The organism is Alkalicella caledoniensis (assembly GCF_014467015.1).
In the GTDB taxonomy this organism is placed as follows: Bacteria; Bacillota; Proteinivoracia; order Proteinivoracales; family Proteinivoracaceae; genus Alkalicella; species Alkalicella caledoniensis.
In genome coordinates this window covers 1006499-1027592 of record NZ_CP058559.1, presented here as the reverse complement: position 1 = coordinate 1027592, position 21094 = coordinate 1006499, and the positions used below count along the sequence as shown (strand labels likewise).

Below are 21094 nucleotides of genomic sequence, written 5' to 3'. Positions count from 1 at the left end.
GGGAATGTCGGATATATTAGTTCCACACCTGATACTATATTGTTAAAGGAGGTCATAAAAATGGATTCCATTAAGAAAATGAATGAAGCCTTGAACTATATCGAAGGCAATCTAACTTGCGAAATCGACACTAAGGAAATTGCAAAAATTGCTCTCTGCTCTGAATACCACTTTCAAAGAATGTTTTCTTTCCTAGCAGGTGTATCCCTATGGGAGTATATTCGTCGCAGACGTCTTACCCTTGCAGCCTTTGAGCTTATCAACAATGACGTCAGGGTTATTGATGTAGCTGTAAAATACGGATATAGTTCACCTGACTCTTTTACAAGGGCTTTTCAAAATTTACATGGTGTAACACCTTCAGAAGCAAGAGAACATAGTCAACAAATGAAAGCATATCCTAAAATGACCTTTAAACTAACAATAGAAGGAGGTAGTGAAATGAACTATCGAATTGTAGAAAAGCAGGCATTTAGAGTTGTGGGTATGGGTAAACGTGTCCCCATCATATTCCATGGAGTTAACCCAGAAATTGCTGCCATGTGGCAAAGTCTAAATGAGGAGATGATTAAGAATCTCAAAGAACTTTCCAATGTTGAGCCAGCTGGAATAATCAGTGCATCTACGAATTTCTCCCAAGGAAGAATGGAGGAGAAGGGTGAATTAGACCACTATATAGGTGTTGCAACTACTAAAGAATGTTCAGAAGGCTTTACTCAACTGGAAGTTTCAGCATCTACTTGGGCAGTATTTGAAGCAGTGGGTCCATTCCCAGAAACCCTTCAAAGCATATGGGGACGCATCTACTCAGAATGGTTCCCATCATCAAACTACGAAATTGCAGAAGGACCAGAAATACTATGGAACGAAGAAAAGGAGCTAGACTCTCCAACATTCACAAGTCAAATCTGGATACCAGTGAAGAAGAAATAACATAAGTGGCAAATGAAGAAGGAGTCCATAAGGGCTCCTTTTTTGTAGTAGTAATAATCTAAATCAACTTCCGCTTTGACACTGGAGCCATGGCAAATCTCCCGATTATTTTTGTCTTTGACAACCAGACCAAATGAGCATCATTTTTCGTGTTTTTCAAGATGCCAAAGATATTCCACATCATTTTTGCTTTGAACATTACAAGGGATATACTCATATTTCCCTTGAAAGTCCCTTAATTCATCCACAACTTCCTTAGCCAATAATCTACTCCTACCAAAAAGAGGATTTCTAGATTTAATGGAGAAATATATTCATCATTAACATAGTAAAGGGTGGGGAAAAATGATTGAGTTTTTAAAGGATATATCTGTGAGTTTTCTTTTAGCAAGTCCTCTGTTTATTCTTTTTCTTAGGGTTAGGAACTTAAAAGAGTTTGCCCAAAAGGACAGCCTAAGTAGCTTCTGTTTTATCCTAGGGTTTCTGAACTTTTTTATTGTTAAAACAACTATACAAATGGGAGATGTCTTTGAATTCATTTTGTATATTCAACTGCTTTTAATTTTACCCATGGGATTAGGGGCTAATTACTATATTTCCAGATTGGTTAAAGGTGAAAGACTGAAATATGGCATGAAGAAAAGTCAGATGTTAATTATTTCATGCCTACTATTACCTTCAATAATTATCAGCATAGTAGGGGTTAGTTATACAAATCAACAGGTGTTATTAAGGCATGAAGAATTTGTTGATAGTTTTATAGAAAGTGTGGATCCGTTAAAATTTATCATTGAAAATACGGATAATCCTAGTACAATGTTAGATGTTTTAGATAAGATTGATAATATTAAAGTTGCAGAAACAAAGGTTAGTATGACCTTAGGGGGGAAGAGGAAAGTACTGGTAAAACAAGAAGATATGGAGATAGAGTTTACTTATTTCAGGCAACAAGAATTATGGAAGTTAGATGGAGTTTATAGGATATCTTATCAGAATGTAAGATAATTTGAGGTGGCTATTTAGCCACCTTTTTAGTTTTTGAAACATGTCAATCTAATAATTAGATAAATATCTAATTATTAGATTGACATGTAATACAAGCTCCGTTATAATATAACTATCAAAGGGGGGCTTGAAATGAATTTAAGGATTTTAAAGAATAAGAACTTTGCATTGCTAATGTTAGGTAAAGGGGTATCCATGGTGGGTAGCAACATGCAACAATTTACTTTATCTTTATATGTTCTAGCTGAGACAGGATCCGCTACTATCTTTGCATCTATGATGGCAATATCGATTCTACCTAGGCTCGTGCTTTCACCTGTTGCTGGAGTTTTTGGGGATTGGTTTGACCGAAAAAAAAGTATTGTTACATTGGATTTATTTAATGGTATTTTAATAGGAGGATTTGCTATTTTATATTCCGTAAACGGAGGGTTAAGTTTAGCAAGTATTTATGTTCTAGTAATTCTCCTTGAAATAACTGAGATTTTCTTTGGTGCTGCAATGTCAGCAGTTATACCTAGTATAGTAGATGAAGAGCAATTATTTGAAGCTAATAGTGTTAAATCAGTCATTCTAAGTGGGGCAAATATGCTATCGCCATTGATAGCAGCAACCCTTTACGCTTTTGCAGGATTGCTGGTTATATTTATAATAAATAGTATAAGTTTTATCCTTTCTGCATTAAGTGAGCTACTGATTGAAATACCATGTACAAACAAAAAACCAGATAAAATTAATCTTGGTGCCTTTAAAACTGATCTATTACAAGGGGTTAACTTGATAAAAAAACATAAAATAATAATGAATATAATTGGATTGGGTATGATTTTAAATTTTTGTTTTGCACCCCTGTTCAGTGTAGTCTTGCTTTTTGTAATCAGGGAGACTCTAGTTGGTTCAGAAATCCAATATGGATTTTTTGCAGCATCAGTTTCCTTCTCTATGCTATTATCACCTATGCTTCTAGGTGGAATTGCAAAAAAAATTAAAGTTGGTAAATTACTAGTTTATGTTTTTTCCATTGTAGCAGTATTTATTTTACTATTATCATTTGCAACCTCAAAGTCGTTTATCGGGCTATATGAAACTAACAATGTACCTATTTTAGTAGTTACATTATTAACCTTTACCATGGCTATGATAGTATCATTAGCTAATATAGGGCTGGGAACATTATTTGATACTGTTGTTCCTAGACAATTCATGGGGCGAGTTGGGACTACCATGAATCTAGGTCTTACAATAGCTATGCCATTGGGACAAATGCTTTTTGGTATTGCCCTTGATCTATTCCCTGCATCATATGTTATTGCCTTTGCTTCTGGAATTATTTTATTGGCTGTGCTATACTATCAAAAACCATTATTAAAAGCAGACCAATCGCCTATTAAAGTTGAGGATACGGAACTTAATGAGAGTTTTGCAACATAGGCTATAGCTTAAACAAGAAGGAGGCTTTTTATGAAAAGCTTATTTAGTTTCTACCCCAATGCGAGTAAAATATATGACTACTTATATTTTCCCAGTCTTGTACATTATAATGAACAAGATAATTCAAAAGTAGATAATCACAAGGATGAAGTCCCAGAAGAATTTATAAAACTACAGACTGAAATAAGCCTTAAGTTAAAGCCCTATAAAAACATTCTATCTAAGTACTACTACTATGACGATATAAATATAATTCACTTGTTGTTGGGCAAGTATTCTTTCTTTGATTATGTAAACGTTAGTGATTATTTGGATGCATTGCAAAACTTAGATTCTAAAGAAATAGTAAAAACAATTATAGGGAGTTTAGAAGCCAAAGAAACTGGCACCCCTAAAAGCCAAGAGGCTAGAAAATTGGCTGAAGAATTAGTGAATGACGATAGTAGACTAATGTCTTGGATTAATAAACTTAGCTATTCGGGAGAAACAAAATGGCAATTACTCACATTTACAAAGACTCCAAAGGAAAGTCTGAATGAATGTATAAATACCCTTAGGTCTTTAGAAGGGATTTTCTTGGAGTATTACTCACCAGTAGAAAAGAAAATCATGGATTATGGAGAAGAGTTCATATTGCGGCTAAACAATGTTGAAGGTGATGCCCTAGATAAAATCACCAATGGAACATTAAAAAATAGCATGATACCAGGAGAAAAAGGACACATGCTGATATCCTATTTTGGTGATTATAGTATTCACATATATCCAGGAGTAGGTCCGGGATTTATTGCATGGGGAATGGGGATTGAAGAGATTTTTCAAAAACTCTCTAAAAGAGAAGAAAATGAGTTATCAGACAGAATACTGTTATTTAAAAACTTAGGGGATAAAACCCGTTACGAAGTACTAAAATGTATCGCAAGTGGTACAACATCCACAAAGGTAATTGCTAAGGAATTAGGGGTATCTTCTGCTACTATTTCTTATCATATAAGTAATTTAACCACAAGCAAAATTATCGTGCCTTTACATGCAGAAGGGCGATATATTTATGTAGTTAATCACGAAACAATTGAGAAATGCTTTAAGGACTTAAAAAAAGACTTGAAAATTACTTAAAGAATACAGTAAGAGGTAAATAATACAGGGTGCAGGGCTCAGACCTAAAACCTCCTCCCATAAATTCAGTTATCTTGACCTTAGAAATCACTTTCTAAGGTCTTTTCTAATGAAAGTTAACAGTATGGGGCCCCGACCTTCATTGTGCCAATACATGTCATACTAGAGGTGATTGCACGGTCTCATAATTAATATAGTTTTAATATATCTTTAGAAGGAAATTGCTATATCAGTTAGAATACATAACTTTACATAAGAAAAGAAAAAAATAAAACCCTGTAGGGTAAAAAAACTATGACATACCCCTTGACTTTGACGTCGTGTCGTACTTTATACTAAGTTTCAGAAAGGAGATGAGCCTTTGACAATGATGACTATCAGTGAAGTATCCAGAACGTTTAATGTTTCAACACGTACACTGCGTTATTACGAACAAATAGGTCTTTTATCCAGCCTACGCAAAGAAGACTATGCATATCGTATGTACGATGAAAATGTTGTAAGACGTCTACAGCAAATAATAGTACTAAGAAAGCTAAGGATTTCTTTGAAAGAAATCGCCGTGATACTTGAGAATATTGAATATAATTCTATTTTAAGTATATTTCTGGAAAACATCCAAGAACTAGATAGTGAGATTGTTGCTCTAAGTACAATAAGAGATATACTAAAAATCTTTGTATCTCGCCTCGATAAAGACCTTCAGGAAAATGTTAAACTGGATTTGTTACACGATGATGATATCATCAAGGTTGTGGACGCTCTGAGCCTTTCAAGAACTAATTTCAAGGAGGAATGTTCAGTGGAAAAACTAAGCAAAGCTAATGAAACCCTAAGAAAGTTGGAAAATGTGCGGATAGTACTACTACCATCATGTACAGTTGCTTCATATCACTACATCGGAGAGAATCCTGAAGATACAGTAGGTGCTCAGATAAACAAATTTATCCAAGAATGTAAACTGTATGAACTAAAGCCAGATGCAAGAATGTTCGGTTTTAATCATCCAAACCCCTCAAAAGATAACCCTTATGGATATGAGAGTTGGGTTACCATCCCAGAGGATTTAGAAGTACCTAAGCCCCTTACAAAGAAATATTTTGAGGGTGGTTTATACGGCGCACATTCCATCAAGTTCGGGGATTTTCATGAATGGCAACTTTTGTGTAAATGGGCAGAAAACAACGAAAAGTACATTCCTAATTATAGTGAACTTGGTGAAGAAATCATGGGAGGATGCCTTGAAGAACATCTAAACTGGGTGTATTCTTCCCATATGGGATGGCCAGAAGATGGTATAGACGGAATGCTTGATTTGTTAGTACCAATTAAGTTGAAGTAACTGTGCTACTTGTGCACAATCCCCTGTATATTTAATTACAGGGGATTATTTTTATATAAAAGGAAACTCAATGCTTATAATAGAATCTTATAAATATTTGAAGGGAAAATAGCTTAAGGGACGAATACTATAAATGGGTGGGAAAAGATGACAATGCCTCAAACTACCACTTTCATAAGATATAGCTATAGGGTAATCAATGATTTGCTATAGACTTAGGGAGGATTTAAAAAAGTTGTAGACAAGGCTTTAGCCTTGGGAGACCCACAAAATAAGCATAGCTTTACATATTAGCCCCAATTAATTAAGGAGGGAAAATAATGAGTAAAATTAACTTCAAAATAACCATATCCCCTAAAGAAGCATTGGAGTTGGTGAAACAAAATCACAATGCTGAACTAGTTCACGAAGAATTATTAGATGTAGGGGAAGGGAAATTCGTTGGTACATTGATTTTTGAGAAATACTACTTTAGAACATCTAACAGAGCAGCGCTAATTATGATATGTGACAACATAAGCGGAACCACAGAAGTGAGATCAGTGGGAACGGGAAGCTCCCAAGGACTAATATTCAACTTCGACTGGGGAGCAGCTGATGAGTTTGCACACAGTGTCAAAGAAATACTTAATGAATATGTAATTGAGTAACAAAAGCAAAGGAGCCCGAGTCATTAGAAAATATGGATTAGACTAATAAGTTGAGGCCTAGAAGAACATAAAGGAGAGAAAACACATGAATCAAATCTACCTTAAAGAATTAAATAAATCACAGATCAACATTGATATATTTGTAAAATTTAATCGTTACCAGGAAGTCAAAAAATGCTGGCGCAAACAAAATGGCGACTGGGTATTAAAAGATATCCCATTCACAGAAAACTGGAGTATGGATGATTACAACACTCTAATTGAACACTTATACAGAACAATAGATGCAGGGGGAAAAGTCACAGGGGCTTTCTACAACGACGAGCTAGTTGGATTTGCATCAGTTGAAAATGAGCTATTTGGATCAAACAAGGATTACTTGCAACTTTCCAGTCTACACACCTCATATGACTATCGTGGAATGGGTATAGGAAAGAAATTGTTTAGACTTACATGTGAACAAGCAAAAGCAATGGGAGCAAAAAAACTCTACATATCAACACACTCATCGGAAGAATCCCAGGCATTCTATAAGGCTGTGGGATGCAGGGAAGCTGTGGAATATAACGAAAGGCTAGTGGCAGAAGAACCTTGCGATTGTCAACTGGAATATTCATTAGAGGCCATTGAATGAGTTAGTGGCAACATATGTTGCTTAAAATAGATCTTATATTATTACAAATACTAGAATTATACATATACATATGTTAACATGTAATTAAAGGATGTGACGTATGGGAAAAGTTATTTATGGAAGAGGGTATGTTTATACTATCCAGTATCACATAGTTTGGTGTACTAAATATAGACACAAAATACTACTAGGAAAAGTAGAAAAGACTCTAAAAGAGATAATTAAACAGATAGCAGAAGACAATCAGTTCACAATAGAAGAAATAGAAACTGATTTAGACCATATTCATCTACTTATAGATTGCAGCCCTCAACATTATATTCCTAATATAATCAAAGCATTAAAGGGCGTAAGTGCAAGGTTATTATTTAAAGCTCATCCAGAAATAAAGAAGCAGCTCTGGGGTGGACATTTGTGGAATCCTAGCTACTTTGTAGCCACTGTATCAGAAAATACACAGGAGCAGATAAGGGAATATATAAGAGGCCAAAAGACTAAATAGAAAAGGAGGCGAACCAGTGTGTTAAAGGCATACAAGTATAGAATATATCCAAATGAAATGCAAAAAAAGCAACTAGCTAAAACCTTTGGGTGTGCTAGATTTGTGTATAACTACTACTTAGCCGAAAAAATAAAGCTGTATAAAGACAAACAAGAATCTCTGTCTAAAATAGACTGTAACAACCATCTAAACAGAGAACTAAAGAAAGAACTGATATGGCTTAAAGAAGTAGATAAGTTCGCCTTAACCAATTCTATTTACAACCTGGATACTGCTTATCAGCATTTCTTTAGAAGAGTTAAACAAGGAAAAGATAAGACAGGATTTCCTAGATTTAAAAGTAGACATAGCAATAGATTAAGCTACACAACTAATTTTACAAATAACAACATAAAAATTGATTTCTCAGATAATAAAATTAAGTTACCTAAACTTAAATGGATAGAATCCAAAGTTCACAGAGAATTTGATGGAAAAATCAAGTCTGCAAACATAGTTCAAAACACAAGCGGAAGATATTTTGTGAGTATTCTTGTGGATACAGAAACAAAAGATCTACCACTACCGAAAGTAGATAAGACTATAGGGTTAGACTTAGGAATCAGTAATTTTCTGATAGACAGTGATGGAAATACAATTTCTAATCCAAAAATCCTATATAAACATGAAAGAAAACTGGCAAAACTACAAAGGCAATTAGCCAAGAAACAAAAAACTAGTAACAATAGAAACAAGATGAGAATCAAGGTGGCCAGGCTTCACGAAAAGATATCAGATACCAGGAGGGATTTCTTACATAAACTGTCTAAGCAAATTATCAACGAAAACCAAGTTATAGTTAGTGAAGACTTAAATGTAAGAGGAATGGTAAGGAATCATAAACTAGCTAAAGCAATATCAGATGTGTCATGGTCAGAATTCACTAGACAACTAGAATATAAAGCTAACTGGTATTGCAGAACTTATGTCAAGATAGACAGGTTATTCCCATCTAGTCAGCTATGCTCTCATTGTGGATTTAAGAACACAAAAACCAAGAGTCTATCAGTTAGAGAATGGACTTGTGATAATTGCGGAAATGAACATGATAGAGATATAAATGCCAGTAGGAATATACTGCAAGAAGGCTTGCGAATGTTAGCCTAACAAAAAACAAAACATGTAGGGTAGGAACTATCCGAATTAACGCCTGTGGAGAATGCGATGCAGTAAGGTCGGTCTGAGAAACAGGAAATTCTAGTAGTGATACTGGAAGCCCGCGAATTCATTCGTGGGAGGTTCACTAGCCTGACTTAGCCAAAACTTCAGCTTTGGCTTCCCACAAGACGCCCCCACATACTGTAGGGAGCGGGGCTCCGAACCCGCCCGTGACCCACAAAACTAATCAAGATGCTTTAATAACCATTAAATAATGCTACCACTAAGAATCAGGCTTACTCACATACCCGAAGTAGAAAAAACGAAACGTCAACATGTCTCTTTTGATCTGACGACATATTGCAGAAAATTTCTACATATGATAAATTTAAAGAAAACATACTCAAGCAATGAAAAGAAGAGTAAGCTATTGATGTCTTATACAGAGAACTCCACAAAGCTGAGAAGGAGGAAAGAATAGGTGGCTGAACATGGTCTTGGAGCTATCGCACCGAATATCTTAGGATTTAGGCTGCGACGGGTGCACCCGTTAAAGTGCCAGGGTATAATCAGAAATTCATTCTGACGTACTTGTTGAGGCTGATGTGTAAACATTGGCGAACCGGGGTGGTACCACGAAGTTAAAGCTCTCGTCCCCAGGATAAAACCTGGAGGTGAGAGCTTTTTTATATGAAAAAATAAGAAGTTATAAGAAATCCACTGCTCGGGAATAAAGGTTTTAAGAAGAAATCTAGGGTTCCTAAGTCTTTGAATTTTGTTGAACATGAGTTATTAAAATAATTAGGAGGTGCTAGTTTATGAATGTATTAATCGGAGGAGCGTGGCCTTACGCAAATGGTTCGTTACACATAGGCCATGTGGCTGCTTTACTACCAGGAGATATTTTGGCAAGATATTATAGATCAAAAAAATATAATGTATGTTACGTTTCAGGTAGTGATTGCCATGGTACACCTATTCAGATCAGAGCTAATAAGGAAGGGGTCACACCTGAACAAATAGCAAATCACTATCACATTGAATTTAAGGATTGCTTTGAAAAACTTGGCTTTTCTTACGACTTATACAGCCAAACCAATAACGATGATCATATTAACTTTGTTCAAAAATACTTTGAAAAACTATTAAATAGCGGATACATCTATAAAAAGACTGTGGAACAAGCCTTTTGTAATGCTTGCAATCAATTTCTTCCAGATAGATTTGTTGTAGGTTTATGCCCTAATTGTGGAAAAAGCGCAAAGGGCGATCAATGTGACGCCTGTGGGGTTCTGTTGGAACCTTCAAACTTAGAAAAAATAAGCTGTGGTATTTGTGGAGAAACACCAGTTTTTAAACCAACAGAACATTTTTATCTGGCACTATCGAAATTAGAGGGTTTTATAGAAAAATATATCAATTCATCCTCAGGTTGGAGGGAAAACGCAATAAACCAATCTCAAAGATATGTCAATGAGGGTCTTCGAGATAGAGCTATAACAAGGGATTTAGAGTGGGGCATACCTGTTCCTGTAAAAGGATTTCAAGATAAAAAAATATACGTCTGGGTTGAAGCTGTACTAGGTTACCTATCAGCAAGTAAAAAATGGGCAAATAACCAAGGTGAAAACTGGGAGTCCATATGGTCAGAAAAATCCATCCATTACTATGTCCATGGAAAAGATAACATACCATTTCATACTGTTATTCTTCCTGCATTGCTTAAAGCCCATGGAAAACTCCACTTACCTGATAAAATAATATCCAGTGAATATGTAACCCTAGAAGGTAGAAAAATATCCACAAGTCAGAACTGGGCGGTTTGGGTACCATATCTACTAAAACACTATCACCCAGATACCATCCGTTACTTCTTGATATCCAATGGGCCTGAAAGAAGAGATGGAGATTTTTCATGGAGGGAATTTATCAACAGCCATAATGGAGAGTTATTAGGTGCCTATGGAAACTTTATCAATAGAAATCTTGTATTTATACAAAAATCCTTTAGCTGCATAGTACCAGATGGAAAATGTAATTCTGACATAAAGAAAGAATTGCGTGACCTTTATATAAAAGTAGGAGAGCTTATTGAACATGGTAACTTTAAAGATGCCATAGAGAAAATATTTTCTTTTATACGTTCTGCAAATAAGTATTTTGACGAAGAGCAACCATGGATTGCTGTAAAGAATAACATTGAAAAATGTAATGATACCCTCTATACATGTGTACAGATTATAGCTAACCTTTCAATCCTACTGCACCCATTTCTACCAACCTCATCATCTAGGATCCGTGAAATACTAAAAATAGACAGCCCAGAGTGGGGGTATATTGAAGTGCCATCAGGCTTAACCATAGAAAAAGTAGAGATTCTATTTGAAAGAATTGATAAAAAGAAAATAGATGAAGAGATAGAAAGACTTAAAAATAACCTATAGAGATGGGCAGAGACTAAATAATATGGCTGTAAATATGAACAATTCTTAATAATAAAGGAAATTAAGTATATATGTAGAATTAGCTGTTAATGTAAATATTGATGAAAAGAAAAACAGGAGGTGATAACCATGAGAACTTGCCATCGTTGTGATACGGAAATGATAGAAGACTTTGATGTAAAGGTAGAAGGTGGAGCTTATGGGATTAAAATAGCTAAGGGTACCGGCGTATTTGCAAAAAGAATAGGAAAGCCTAAAGTAGCTGTATGTCCTAATTGCGGAGAAATTTCATTGTACATAGAAGACGTTGACAAATTACAAACAGCTCAACTGTAATACTCTAGGGAGGGTTCTCCCAGCAAGGATTTGGTACTATGGTGTTGTATTATCGTAGACCTTTAAGGGTTCTGCCTAGTTGGAATCATCTAAAATAGGTAAATTGTAGTGTTAACAGGGAGGAAAATATGAGCCGTATTAAGATAGAAAGAGTAACAATGAAAAACTACCAAGAATACTTGGATATGATTAAATGGAGGATCCACGGGAAGAGGGCTTCCCAACTGAGACAAGAAGGCGAACTAGCACCTTACACAAATGAAGATATAACATATGGAAACTGTCTTGAAAAGGAGTACTTCTGGGTGTTTGCAGCTAAAATTGATGGTGAAATGGTGGGATACTTACAAGCATCATTGATACCTAAACCCGACAAAAGGAAAGGAACAATTTTTGTAGATGAAGTCTGGACACAAGACTCATTTAGAGGATTAGGTGTGGCAAAAGCTTTAATTGAAAGAATAAAAGAAGTAGGGATGGACCTAGACATATGGGAGTTACGTCTCACTGTAGATATTGACAATCCAGCTGCACGAAAGGTATATACAGGGGCCGGTATGAGTGAAAAGGAGTGCATATTTAGTAGGATGAGGCTTAGGAGTTAGAAGATGAGTGAAATCTTATTTCCCACACATCCAGCATATAGACCTAAAGATTATGAGTTAATTGGTAAATTTGATCAATTGAAATCTATCCTTTTAACAAAGTACCATATAGAAATTGACAAGGTGGAACCAATTAACAAAGGAATGAATACTAATTACGTTCTCTATGTTAAAGGCAAGCCTTCCTTGCAACTAAAGATACTAACTAGAAAAGGTTATCCAGCCATAGAAAAACTACTTTTAGTTCAAAGTCTTATCAAACAATCTGATGTAAAATGTATTACCCTAACTAACTGTGATAGTTCAGATAAAATCTTCCCTTATGGTTATATAATCCAAAAATGGTTTCCGGGAAGTGATGGTGCTAGTTTAACTAGAAATCAATGGATAGCCGATTTTGTAGATAACCTTAAAAAAGTCCACAAGATAGAAATGCCTTACTATGGTTCCTTAGAAGAAGGTCCTAGATTTAGAAGTATAAGAGAGTACTATGAGAATATAGACCTAGTTATAGACAAGTCATTTGGTAGTACACTTATAGGCAAACAATCTATCTGGGATTTCCATACAAATAAGCTAACCACTCCAGACTTTATACCAAGAATTTTTGAGCATGTGTACAAGTTATCAAAAAATCTAGGTGAGTATACACCCCATTTGGTTCATGGTGATATGCATGAAGGAAACATCATGTATACAAATAAAGGGACAACCCTAATAGATTGGGATGAGGCCAAAAGTCATTTTTGGCCTGTGGAGATAGCTAGAACGTTGTTTTTTAGTCAAGACAAAGGGATTCTTAAAGAATTCATACAACTTTATAATGACAAGAATACACCAGTTGAAGAAGTCGCTACCATCATAAAACTAGAACATATAAGACAACATCTGAGGCAACTGTTTATGGCAGGCTTTGATAAATGTAGTGAGGAAGAGATACGTACTAATGTAAAAATAGTAGAAAAAAGACTACAGATTTTAGTGAAGGTTATGGAGATATGAAAGATTGCTATCACTAAGTCGGTAACAGTCATGGCCTTTAAATAGGGATTCTCCCAGCAAGGATTGGGTACTATGCAGTAAAAATTAAAGGAGCGATACATTTGGCAGAAATAGAAATAAGGCAAATGGAAGAAAGGGATATTGAAACAATACACCAAGTCTTTTCTGAACACAAAATCGGGAAGTCTCTGCAATATATCACAAGGTGCTGGAAAGAAAATTCTACAGGGGAAAGGATAACTTTACTAGCATTCCTAGAGGGAAAGTTCGTAGGAAGCCTACACCTACTAGATAAATCCCTTTACCCGTACTTTGAACAAAGAGATATACCAGAAATAAACGACTTTAATGTAATACCCCCTTACCGAAAAAATGGTATAGGGAATTTACTGATGGAGGAAATAGAAAAAATAGCCTTTGATAAATACAAAATAGTAGGTATTGGGGTTGGGTTATACCCAAGCTATTCCAGTGCACAAAGGCTCTATGCAAAAAGAGGATATATCCCCGATGGTCAAGGACTTACATACAATCTTAAACCTGTGGAGCCTGGGAGTAATGTAAGGGTAGATGATGATCTAAATCTTTTTTTTATTAAAAAACCATAGGTAAAGTAGACAGGCTGACAATTAAAACACCCTTATATTGTAGACCTTTTTTGATGTCTACAATATAAGGGTGTTCCTGTATAGCTGATCTGTGTGTATTTATAAGTTTAGGCCAAGTAGAGCGAAAATAATCCCCAAGAGTGAACCAAAATCCTTTGAAAGCTATATCTACAGTATCCTATTTTAAGCAATAATAAATATGGTATGACTCAGGACGAAACCCTAATTTTTGTGCAAGTTTAAAAGAACCAAGGTTGTCACTTCTACATGACCAAAGAGGTTTTAAAGAATTAGAGAGACAGTAATTTATTAGCTCAGTTGCTGCAAAAATCGACAGTCCTTTATTTCTAAACTCTTTTGAAGTCTCAACTCCAAGCTCTAATGTATTATCAGCTATCAATGAAGCAAAGGAAGTACTTATAACTTTGTCATCTTGAACTAAAGAAAAACCTATCCCCTTTTGAAGAAAGTCTAGTCTACTATTCCAAAAGTATTGAGGAATTACAGATCCACAAATCTTATCATACATATCCTCATCTATTCTTTTTATAGTTAGGCCATCTGGGGTTTTAATATTCTCCTGAAATAACTCAGGACGGAACTTGAAATTAACCCTCTGGGTTTGTAGAAAGTAATTTTCTTTAATTCTAGGTTCTATATCAGTTGCATTATATAGTTTTATTGAGTTTATGTTTAACAATGAAGCAATTATGGACTCCCAATCATTAGGATGAAAGAGCATCCATTTTCCTTTAGTATTAAGTGAACTATTATTTAGGAATTTTATTAAACTGTCATTAAAAGATTCATTCAAATAATTACCACACAAAAAAGACATTCCATACTTATGAATAACCAAACATACAGTGGGTTTTGCATTACTGTCCACATAGATTTCTCCTTCGACTTTATCCTCTACAACAACCTTAGCGAACAAGTTATTAAAGGTTACTTCATTTACTAATGGTAATACCTTAAAATAATCTTTTTTACTTAGTTTAATCATTTGCGATCCCCTCCTAAAAAATGTGTTTAGTAGAAGTAGTTCTAAACATTTACAGTTTATCTAGAAATAACATTCCACTAAGTATTGATTTACTGTAGCAACAGTATATAATTTAAAGTATAATAGTTCAATTGCCGAGTTTTAAATCTGTACTACTACAAAGGGATGTGAGTTAATGGAAAAAACTAAGGTAGTGATGGTAAAGGATTACATAAACAATGAGATTAAACATGGAAGAATAAAAGAAGGTCAGCGCTTGCCTAGCTGCAGAGAGGTATCTTCGACTCTATATATTAATAAAATAACTGTTAACAAAGCATATAAAGAACTAGAGCAAGAACACAAAGTTTACAGCGTTCCCCGTGGTGGTTTTTACTTAATTGATTCCCAACAAAAAAAAGCAGTATTTCCAGAAATAATAGATTTTCGTAATGTGGCACTGGAACAAAGACTTATTCCTTATAGGGAATTTACCCATGTGATGAACAAAGCTGTGGAAATGTACAAGTACAGTTTATTCAATTATGAGTCGGAAGGAGGGCTTCTACCCCTTAAGGACACACTAAAGGGTGAGCTGGAAAAGGACGGAGTTTATACAAGACCCTCTAATATATTAATTACTAACGGAGCCCAGCAGGCCATAAATTTGAGTCTGCAATATGTATTTGGTAAAAATAAAGGGAAATTGCTAGTGGAAAAACCTACTTATGATCTTGTTTTAAAACTGGCCAGTCACTTAGGAATCGAAGTTACAAGTATACACAGGACTGAAGAAGGTTTAGATTATAAAGAATTAGAACAAATTTTTAAAGCTGGTGAAATAAGAGCCTTTTACATAATGCCCAGACATCACAATCCTACCGGTTATGCCCTGATAGAAAAAGACAAACAAAAAATAGCGCAGCTTGCTGAAAAGTTCAACGTACTAGTAATAGAAGACGATTACCTGGCAGACTTAGGATCCAGAAAAGGCTCAATGCCAATACACTATTATGATACAAGTAAACAAACCGTTTATATCAAAAGTTTTTCAAAGGCCTTTATGCCTGGAATTAGGATTGGGGCTGCTGTATTCCCCCAATCTATTAGTGAAGAAATAAAAAACTTTAAATACATAACTGACCTAAACACATCTAGTTTATCTCAAGCAGCTTTAGATTTGTTCATAAGGTCAGGTATGTACCAAAAACATATAAATAAAGTGAAGAAGTCATATGAGAGGAAGCTTAAGAGGGCAAGGGAAATTTTTAAAGTATTGAGCCCAGAAGGTTTAAACTGGAATGTTCCTGGGCAAGGGATATTTATATGGGTGCAACTACCCAGTCACGTAGATCCCCATTTCTTTGAAAAACGACTTCAACAGCAAAAAATCCTTGTAAAAAATACCCAAGAATTCTATCACCAAGGGTCAGAAAAAGACAAAAATGGACAAAACTATATTCGACTATGTATCTCAGGAGTAACAGAAAAACAAATAAACGCTATATCAACAATACTATCAGCTCTAATCTAGGCCCACTTTAAGGACTCAGTTTGATCCAATAGGAGGCAAACGAAAGTCCCACGTATCCTTTCCATACCCACACCCCTACAAATGTAGCCAAGGCTTTAGCCTTGGTGACCCACAATAAGCACTACACCAGAAACATCCTTACCTTCGTAACCCAAAGAGGTAAATGATTGGTATTCAAGGTCTTGCTAGCCTAGGTGGCATGTGTTATCATTAAGGTAAATTAAAGAAATGGAGGTACTTTTAAATGGGTATTGTATATATTAGACTACGTTTACACATTTTAGCATAAGTAATTGAATATTGCTGAAGCTCTACTATGTAGAGTAAACGGGATTAGTCTACCTATTTTTAAGAACCTTATTTAAGTGCATATAATCAGGGGAATCTAAGAGGGAGAGTAAATCTACCCTCTTTTTGTGTACCCAAAAATAGAATATTGATCTCTTCCTCGTTTACTCCTGAAATATAAAATAATAAAAAGGATGTGTCAATAATGACTAAAACAAAAAAGGAAGTTATGGAAATTGCAGAAAAGCACCAACTAATAATAAATGAAGACACCTTGGTATTTGATGAATCAGGCCTTGATTTCTTGGCTGTATTTGCCACAGATAACGAAGGTGTAGATTGGGTATTGCGTATACCTAGGAGAGAAGATGTAATGGCACGAACAACTGTTGAAAAGAAAGCTTTAGATGTAGTAAACCAATATGTTTCTTTTGAAGCACCAAATTGGCTAATCTATACTGATGAGTTAATAGCCTATAAAAAGCTCAAGGGTGTTCCAGCAGGTACAATAGACAAAGAAGCACAAGCTTATGTGTGGTTTATTGATGAAAAGAATATTCCCCAAAACTTCCATGAGACCCTTGGGAAGGCCTTGGTATCTATCCACAGCATTCCAGTTGAAAAAGCAGAAGAAGCAGGAATTTCTATAGAGAATCCTGACCAAATAAGGCAAACCATGAAAGATAGAATGCATGCAGTTAAAGAGAAGTTTGGTGTAGGGGAAAACCTATGGAATAGATGGCAAAAATGGTTAGAAAACGATGAAATGTGGCCCAAAAAAACAGGATTTATCCACGGGGAAGTGCATGCAGGCCATATACTAGTTGATAATGATGCTAATGTAACAGGGTTGATTGACTGGACTGAATCAAAAATAGCCGATATGTCCGCAGATTTTGTTGCCTACTACAGAATATTTGGTGAACAAGGCCTTGATACCCTCATAGCAGCATACAAAAAAGCCGGCGGATACTCTTGGCCAAAGATGAAAGAACATATAATAGAGTTAGATGCGTCATTCCCAGTGGATATAGCGGAATACGCACTTATATCAGGGATGCCAGAAATGGAAGAAATGGCAAAACAATCATTGGAGCTAGACTAGCGAACTTCTTTAAAAGTGTTTAACAACTTGAGAACAGCAAAAAAACTTCCCTAGACATATACTAGAGGAAGTTTTTTGCTGTTGATATACCGAATAAGTATTATTGGGTAGCAAGTTTGAAATTAAAAAAAGACAATATTATATGGTTACTTGGGAAATCCCAAATGAGATTTGTTTGGATCAAAGGTAATTTCTAATTCGTAAATGCCTTCACCTATCTCACACAGCCTGACGTTCCAATGTCTCTCTATATCTAAAAATATGAACAATTCTTAATAATAAAGGGAATTAAGCATATATGTAGAAATAGGTGTTAATGTAAATATTGAGGAAAAGAAAAACAGGGTGTTAACCCTGAGAACTTGCCATGGTTGTGGTACCGAAATGATAGAAGACTTTGATCTAAAGGTGGAAGTTGTAGCTTATAGCTAAGGGTACCGGTGTATTTGAAAAAAGGGTAGGAAAGCCTAAAGTAGCTGTATGTCCTAATTGTGGAGAGATTTCATTGTACATAGAAGACGTTGGCAAATCTAACAGCTAAACTGTAATACTCTAAGGGAGGGGTATATACATGGATAAAAGTGCGTGCACAAGAAATAAAAAAACTGTAGTGTTACAAGGTGTCAACTTAATTGATGGGTTAACTAATAGTTTCAGAGAAGATGTAACAATTCTAGTGGAGAATGGTATTATCACTAATATAGGCAGTAAAGACGACGTACAAATACCTTCAGAGGCTCAGGTTCTAGAACTTTCAGGAAAAACCGTAATACCAGGTTTAATAGATGCTCACCTGCATCTTTCACAATCTGGGGTAGATGATTTCGCAAAACCCTTCGCAGAAAAAATGAATACAAAGTTAAAAAGAAATGCTTACCTAACATTAAAATCCGGAGTTACAACAGTTAGAAACATGCCTGGAGGTGCAGGAAATATCTTATTGCAATTTAGGGATAAAGTGAGACTAGGAAGTGAAGTGGGTCCTAGAATACTAGCATCAGGACCTGCATTATCACCACCTTATGGATACTTTAGCCTAAAGAGATTCTTTCCTCCTAACCCATTAATAACTTCTATACTAAGTAAAATCTTCGGTGCAGATGGTCTGTCTATAGATGTTGATACTGAAGAAGAAGCAAGTACAGTTGTTAAAAAGTTAAAACAAGATGGTGTTGATTTTATCAAAACCGTAACTACTGGAGCTTACATAGCTTTCATAGAAAAAGATGAGGAATTTAAAAATAACTTGCTTAAAAAGGGTATAAAAATCGATAAGTACCAAGCAAGTATGAAGGCTGAAGTTTTGAAAAAGATTGTAGAAGAAGCACATAATCAAGGACTCAAGGTAGCAGCACATACTGTTTCATGGCCAGAAGATTTTAAAGAAGGTGTGACGGCGGGAGTTGATAGTATCGAACATACTCCACTGGGTCTAATTGATGATGAAACCTTTGATCTCATGAATAAGAAAAATACCTACTGGGTCCCTACAGCTTATACGTTTTATAACTGGTCAAATTTCATAGAAAATCCAGAACAATATGAAACAGAAGAGATGAAAGAATTAATACCTGAACCCTATCACTCATTGGGGAAAAAATCATTAGAAAAAATGAGAAAGGGTATTGAATCAGGAGAAGACATTTTGTGGAGTAGATTCTATAAGGAAGTCAAACCATTTAAAGAGACCTACTTCCCTATCAACTTCAAAAATGCCATGGAAAGAGGAGTCAAAATCGTGGCAGCAGTTGATGCGGGAGCCTCTGGAGCAGGGTATGTCCCCCATGGTCAACTTTATAAAGAATTAGAGCTCTTTGTAGAACATGGAATGTCGGAATTTGAAGCAATCCAAACTGCAACAAAAAACCCTGCAGAACTATTAGGGATAGAAAAAGAACTAGGAACTATTGAAGAGGGAAAAATAGGTGATTTTGTGATATTAGATAATAATCCACTTACGGATATATCCAGTTTAAGAAAAGTAAACAGCGTAATAAAAGATGGAGTTATAGTGTATTCAAAAAACCTCCCGTAACTAATTTAGTTACGCGGAGGTTTTCCCTACCCTTTATAATCTAATGAATCTCCACTTTTGGTAAGGGACACAAATTTGGAGCTATAACCTAACTTTCCCCAATTGATACTTAAATCCTCTACTGGCTGTACCACATCCCTAAAATGCATTGGAATAATTGTGTTTACGGTGACAGTATCAGCAAAATACTTTACCGCTAAATCATGATAATCATCTAGCCGTGGATCAACAGGGATAAAAGCGATATCTAGTGGTGTATTTTTAAGTTTTTGAACCTCAGACTTGTAAGCAGACTCCTCTTTGTTTTGTATTTCTACAGAGTCATTTTTCCACTTCCACCAATTGAGGTCCCCACTATGAAATAACGATAAACCATTAACCTCTACTAAAAAAGATACACCACGATCAGTAGAACCAAAGGTCTGAACTGCTATACCTTCTAGGGAATACTGCTCATCTGCCTCTACCAAAAGAATATTGGCATCTTTAGAAGTAGCAACATCCCTATGTATAACATACTGGACACCGTCTTTACAATCCCACTGATAAATATGTGGATCAAAATGGTCACTGTGATTATGGGTGACAAAGAAAATAACCTTTCTATCCGATACCAAGTCATCATTAACAAACTCACTGAGCTCACAAAGGTCAAATATTAACACATGTTCCGCCGTCTCGACTACAAAACCACTATTGTATAAATAACGTACCTTACAACTACCATTTTTAACTGTACCCACGAAAAAACCTCCTCTACTATAATTGATATTATCATTGTACCATTTCTTACTATATCTTGCTAAATGGGATAAACAAATGCTAAGGTAAAAACAAAAACCTTCATCAACTATAATTTTTCAAATTATATGTGAAAATAAAAAAATAAGGTGGTAATAAAATGTTACAAATACAAGGAGTCAAAGACAAAGACCTAAAAAGTGTTATCTGTGACAACATACTTAGAGACTTACCAAACTGGTTTGGAATCGAGGAATCAATAATTGAGTACAAAAAGACTTCAAAAGACATACCCTTTTACGCCGTATACAACGAAGACAAAGCCATAGGCTTTGTAGCAATAAAAGTTCACAACCCTTACACAGCTGAAGTCTATGTAATGGGAACCTTAAAAGAGTACCACCGAAAAGGGATTGGTAGAATGCTAATAAATAAATGTGAAGAATACTGTAAAGAAAACGGAATGGAGTTTCTGACTGTTAAGACCTTAGACGAATCTCGGGCAAGTGAAAGCTATGAAAAAACAAGACAGTTCTATCTAGCCATGGGTTTTAGACCATTAGAAGTATTTAAAACCCTCTGGGATGAAAATAATCCATGCCTTTTCATGGCTAAGTATATTCAGAAGTAAGTATATGCATTAGCTGTCAGGGACGTA

The 21094-nt window shown here is 35.4% G+C and carries 21 protein-coding genes and 1 other annotated feature; of the genes, 18 read left to right on the top strand and 3 right to left on the bottom strand.

Features of this window, described 5'->3' with window-relative positions; genetic code table 11:
* Window positions 1-60 precede the first annotated feature (60 nt).
* Window positions 61-933, top strand: a complete 873-nt coding sequence (locus HYG86_RS05070; protein ID WP_213167843.1) for an AraC family transcriptional regulator — start codon at window positions 61-63, stop codon at window positions 931-933.
* Between the two features lie 140 nt (window positions 934-1073).
* Here the strand turns inward: HYG86_RS05070 and HYG86_RS18265 are convergent, their stop codons facing one another.
* Window positions 1074-1196: a hypothetical protein gene (locus tag HYG86_RS18265; RefSeq protein ID WP_281391311.1), complete on the bottom strand. Its 123-nt coding sequence runs from the start codon at window positions 1194-1196 to the stop codon at window positions 1074-1076.
* A gap of 82 nt (window positions 1197-1278) precedes the next feature.
* On the opposite strand from HYG86_RS18265, the gene HYG86_RS05065 reads away from it, so the two are divergent.
* The 13 genes from HYG86_RS05065 (at window position 1279) to HYG86_RS05005 (ending at window position 13748) form a co-directional block, all read left to right on the top strand.
* A complete protein-coding gene (locus HYG86_RS05065; protein ID WP_213167842.1) occupies window positions 1279-1938 on the top strand; it encodes a hypothetical protein in 660 nt (219 codons plus the stop codon).
* A gap of 132 nt (window positions 1939-2070) precedes the next feature.
* Window positions 2071-3369, top strand: a complete 1299-nt coding sequence (locus HYG86_RS05060; protein ID WP_213167841.1) for an MFS transporter — start codon at window positions 2071-2073, stop codon at window positions 3367-3369.
* A 30-nt stretch (window positions 3370-3399) separates the two neighbouring features.
* Window positions 3400-4488, top strand: a complete 1089-nt coding sequence (locus tag HYG86_RS05055) for an ArsR/SmtB family transcription factor (RefSeq protein WP_213167840.1) — start codon at window positions 3400-3402, stop codon at window positions 4486-4488.
* A gap of 367 nt (window positions 4489-4855) precedes the next feature.
* Window positions 4856-5830, top strand: a complete 975-nt coding sequence (locus tag HYG86_RS05050; protein WP_246451951.1) for a MerR family transcriptional regulator — start codon at window positions 4856-4858, stop codon at window positions 5828-5830.
* Window positions 5831-6150: 320 nt separating this feature from the next.
* Window positions 6151-6480, top strand: a complete 330-nt coding sequence (locus tag HYG86_RS05045) for a DUF6054 family protein (protein ID WP_213167838.1) — start codon at window positions 6151-6153, stop codon at window positions 6478-6480.
* Window positions 6481-6565: 85 nt separating this feature from the next.
* Window positions 6566-7114, top strand: coding sequence for a GNAT family N-acetyltransferase (locus HYG86_RS05040; protein WP_213167837.1), 549 nt, complete (start codon window positions 6566-6568; stop codon window positions 7112-7114).
* Between the two features lie 100 nt (window positions 7115-7214).
* A complete protein-coding gene (gene tnpA, locus HYG86_RS05035) occupies window positions 7215-7616 on the top strand; it encodes an IS200/IS605 family transposase (RefSeq protein WP_213167836.1) in 402 nt (133 codons plus the stop codon).
* An 18-nt stretch (window positions 7617-7634) separates the two neighbouring features.
* Window positions 7635-8762, top strand: coding sequence for an IS200/IS605 family element RNA-guided endonuclease TnpB (tnpB, locus tag HYG86_RS05030; RefSeq protein WP_213167835.1), 1128 nt, complete (start codon window positions 7635-7637; stop codon window positions 8760-8762).
* A 392-nt stretch (window positions 8763-9154) separates the two neighbouring features.
* Window positions 9155-9414 (top strand) — a binding site (T-box leader).
* Window positions 9415-9571: 157 nt separating this feature from the next.
* Window positions 9572-11197, top strand: coding sequence for a methionine--tRNA ligase (gene metG, locus HYG86_RS05025; RefSeq protein WP_213167834.1), 1626 nt, complete (start codon window positions 9572-9574; stop codon window positions 11195-11197).
* 129 nt (window positions 11198-11326) lie between these two features.
* Window positions 11327-11533 (top strand): nucleic acid-binding protein, encoded by a 207-nt coding sequence (locus tag HYG86_RS05020; protein ID WP_213167833.1) that lies wholly within the window; start codon window positions 11327-11329, stop codon window positions 11531-11533.
* A 128-nt stretch (window positions 11534-11661) separates the two neighbouring features.
* On the top strand, window positions 11662-12138 hold the full coding sequence (locus tag HYG86_RS05015) for a GNAT family N-acetyltransferase (RefSeq protein ID WP_213167832.1): 477 nt from the start codon (window positions 11662-11664) through the stop codon (window positions 12136-12138).
* A 3-nt stretch (window positions 12139-12141) separates the two neighbouring features.
* Window positions 12142-13140, top strand: coding sequence for a phosphotransferase (locus tag HYG86_RS05010; RefSeq protein ID WP_213167831.1), 999 nt, complete (start codon window positions 12142-12144; stop codon window positions 13138-13140).
* A 101-nt stretch (window positions 13141-13241) separates the two neighbouring features.
* Window positions 13242-13748 (top strand): GNAT family N-acetyltransferase, encoded by a 507-nt coding sequence (locus HYG86_RS05005; RefSeq protein WP_213167830.1) that lies wholly within the window; start codon window positions 13242-13244, stop codon window positions 13746-13748.
* Between the two features lie 178 nt (window positions 13749-13926).
* Here the strand turns inward: HYG86_RS05005 and HYG86_RS05000 are convergent, their stop codons facing one another.
* Window positions 13927-14754 (bottom strand): GNAT family N-acetyltransferase, encoded by an 828-nt coding sequence (locus tag HYG86_RS05000; RefSeq protein WP_213167829.1) that lies wholly within the window; start codon window positions 14752-14754, stop codon window positions 13927-13929.
* Between the two features lie 175 nt (window positions 14755-14929).
* Here HYG86_RS05000 and HYG86_RS04995 point away from each other — a divergent pair, with 175 nt between their 5' ends.
* From HYG86_RS04995 to HYG86_RS04985, 3 genes are all read left to right on the top strand, one after another.
* A complete protein-coding gene (locus HYG86_RS04995) occupies window positions 14930-16267 on the top strand; it encodes an aminotransferase-like domain-containing protein (RefSeq protein ID WP_213167828.1) in 1338 nt (445 codons plus the stop codon).
* 493 nt (window positions 16268-16760) lie between these two features.
* The gene (locus tag HYG86_RS04990; RefSeq protein ID WP_213167827.1) at window positions 16761-17660 is read left to right on the top strand and encodes a macrolide 2'-phosphotransferase; all 900 of its coding nucleotides are present in this window, start codon (window positions 16761-16763) and stop codon (window positions 17658-17660) included.
* Window positions 17661-18231: 571 nt separating this feature from the next.
* Window positions 18232-19695: an amidohydrolase family protein gene (locus HYG86_RS04985; RefSeq protein WP_213167826.1), complete on the top strand. Its 1464-nt coding sequence runs from the start codon at window positions 18232-18234 to the stop codon at window positions 19693-19695.
* Between the two features lie 26 nt (window positions 19696-19721).
* Here the strand turns inward: HYG86_RS04985 and HYG86_RS04980 are convergent, their stop codons facing one another.
* A complete protein-coding gene (locus HYG86_RS04980) occupies window positions 19722-20438 on the bottom strand; it encodes an MBL fold metallo-hydrolase (protein WP_213167825.1) in 717 nt (238 codons plus the stop codon).
* 158 nt (window positions 20439-20596) lie between these two features.
* Between HYG86_RS04980 and HYG86_RS04975 the strand changes: the two genes are divergently transcribed.
* On the top strand, window positions 20597-21067 hold the full coding sequence (locus tag HYG86_RS04975; protein ID WP_213167824.1) for a GNAT family N-acetyltransferase: 471 nt from the start codon (window positions 20597-20599) through the stop codon (window positions 21065-21067).
* Window positions 21068-21094: the final 27 nt, after the last annotated feature.

Bases quoted from the DNA above. Each gene is read 5' to 3' on its own strand.
- HYG86_RS05070 (WP_213167843.1), top strand. From the start codon at position 61: ATGGATTCCATTAAGAAAATGAATGAAGCCTTGAACTATATCGAAGGC.
- HYG86_RS05065 (WP_213167842.1), top strand. From the start codon at position 1,279: ATGATTGAGTTTTTAAAGGATATATCTGTGAGTTTTCTTTTAGCAAGT.
- HYG86_RS05060 (WP_213167841.1), top strand. From the start codon at position 2,071: ATGAATTTAAGGATTTTAAAGAATAAGAACTTTGCATTGCTAATGTTA.
- HYG86_RS05055 (WP_213167840.1), top strand. From the start codon at position 3,400: ATGAAAAGCTTATTTAGTTTCTACCCCAATGCGAGTAAAATATATGAC.
- HYG86_RS05050 (WP_246451951.1), top strand. From the start codon at position 4,856: ATGATGACTATCAGTGAAGTATCCAGAACGTTTAATGTTTCAACACGT.
- HYG86_RS05045 (WP_213167838.1), top strand. From the start codon at position 6,151: ATGAGTAAAATTAACTTCAAAATAACCATATCCCCTAAAGAAGCATTG.
- HYG86_RS05040 (WP_213167837.1), top strand. From the start codon at position 6,566: ATGAATCAAATCTACCTTAAAGAATTAAATAAATCACAGATCAACATT.
- tnpA (WP_213167836.1), top strand. From the start codon at position 7,215: ATGGGAAAAGTTATTTATGGAAGAGGGTATGTTTATACTATCCAGTAT.
- metG (WP_213167834.1), top strand. From the start codon at position 9,572: ATGAATGTATTAATCGGAGGAGCGTGGCCTTACGCAAATGGTTCGTTA.
- HYG86_RS05020 (WP_213167833.1), top strand. From the start codon at position 11,327: ATGAGAACTTGCCATCGTTGTGATACGGAAATGATAGAAGACTTTGAT.
- HYG86_RS05015 (WP_213167832.1), top strand. From the start codon at position 11,662: ATGAGCCGTATTAAGATAGAAAGAGTAACAATGAAAAACTACCAAGAA.
- HYG86_RS05010 (WP_213167831.1), top strand. From the start codon at position 12,142: ATGAGTGAAATCTTATTTCCCACACATCCAGCATATAGACCTAAAGAT.
- HYG86_RS05000 (WP_213167829.1), bottom strand. From the start codon at position 14,754: ATGATTAAACTAAGTAAAAAAGATTATTTTAAGGTATTACCATTAGTA.
- HYG86_RS04995 (WP_213167828.1), top strand. From the start codon at position 14,930: ATGGAAAAAACTAAGGTAGTGATGGTAAAGGATTACATAAACAATGAG.
- HYG86_RS04990 (WP_213167827.1), top strand. From the start codon at position 16,761: ATGACTAAAACAAAAAAGGAAGTTATGGAAATTGCAGAAAAGCACCAA.
- HYG86_RS04985 (WP_213167826.1), top strand. From the start codon at position 18,232: ATGGATAAAAGTGCGTGCACAAGAAATAAAAAAACTGTAGTGTTACAA.
- HYG86_RS04975 (WP_213167824.1), top strand. From the start codon at position 20,597: ATGTTACAAATACAAGGAGTCAAAGACAAAGACCTAAAAAGTGTTATC.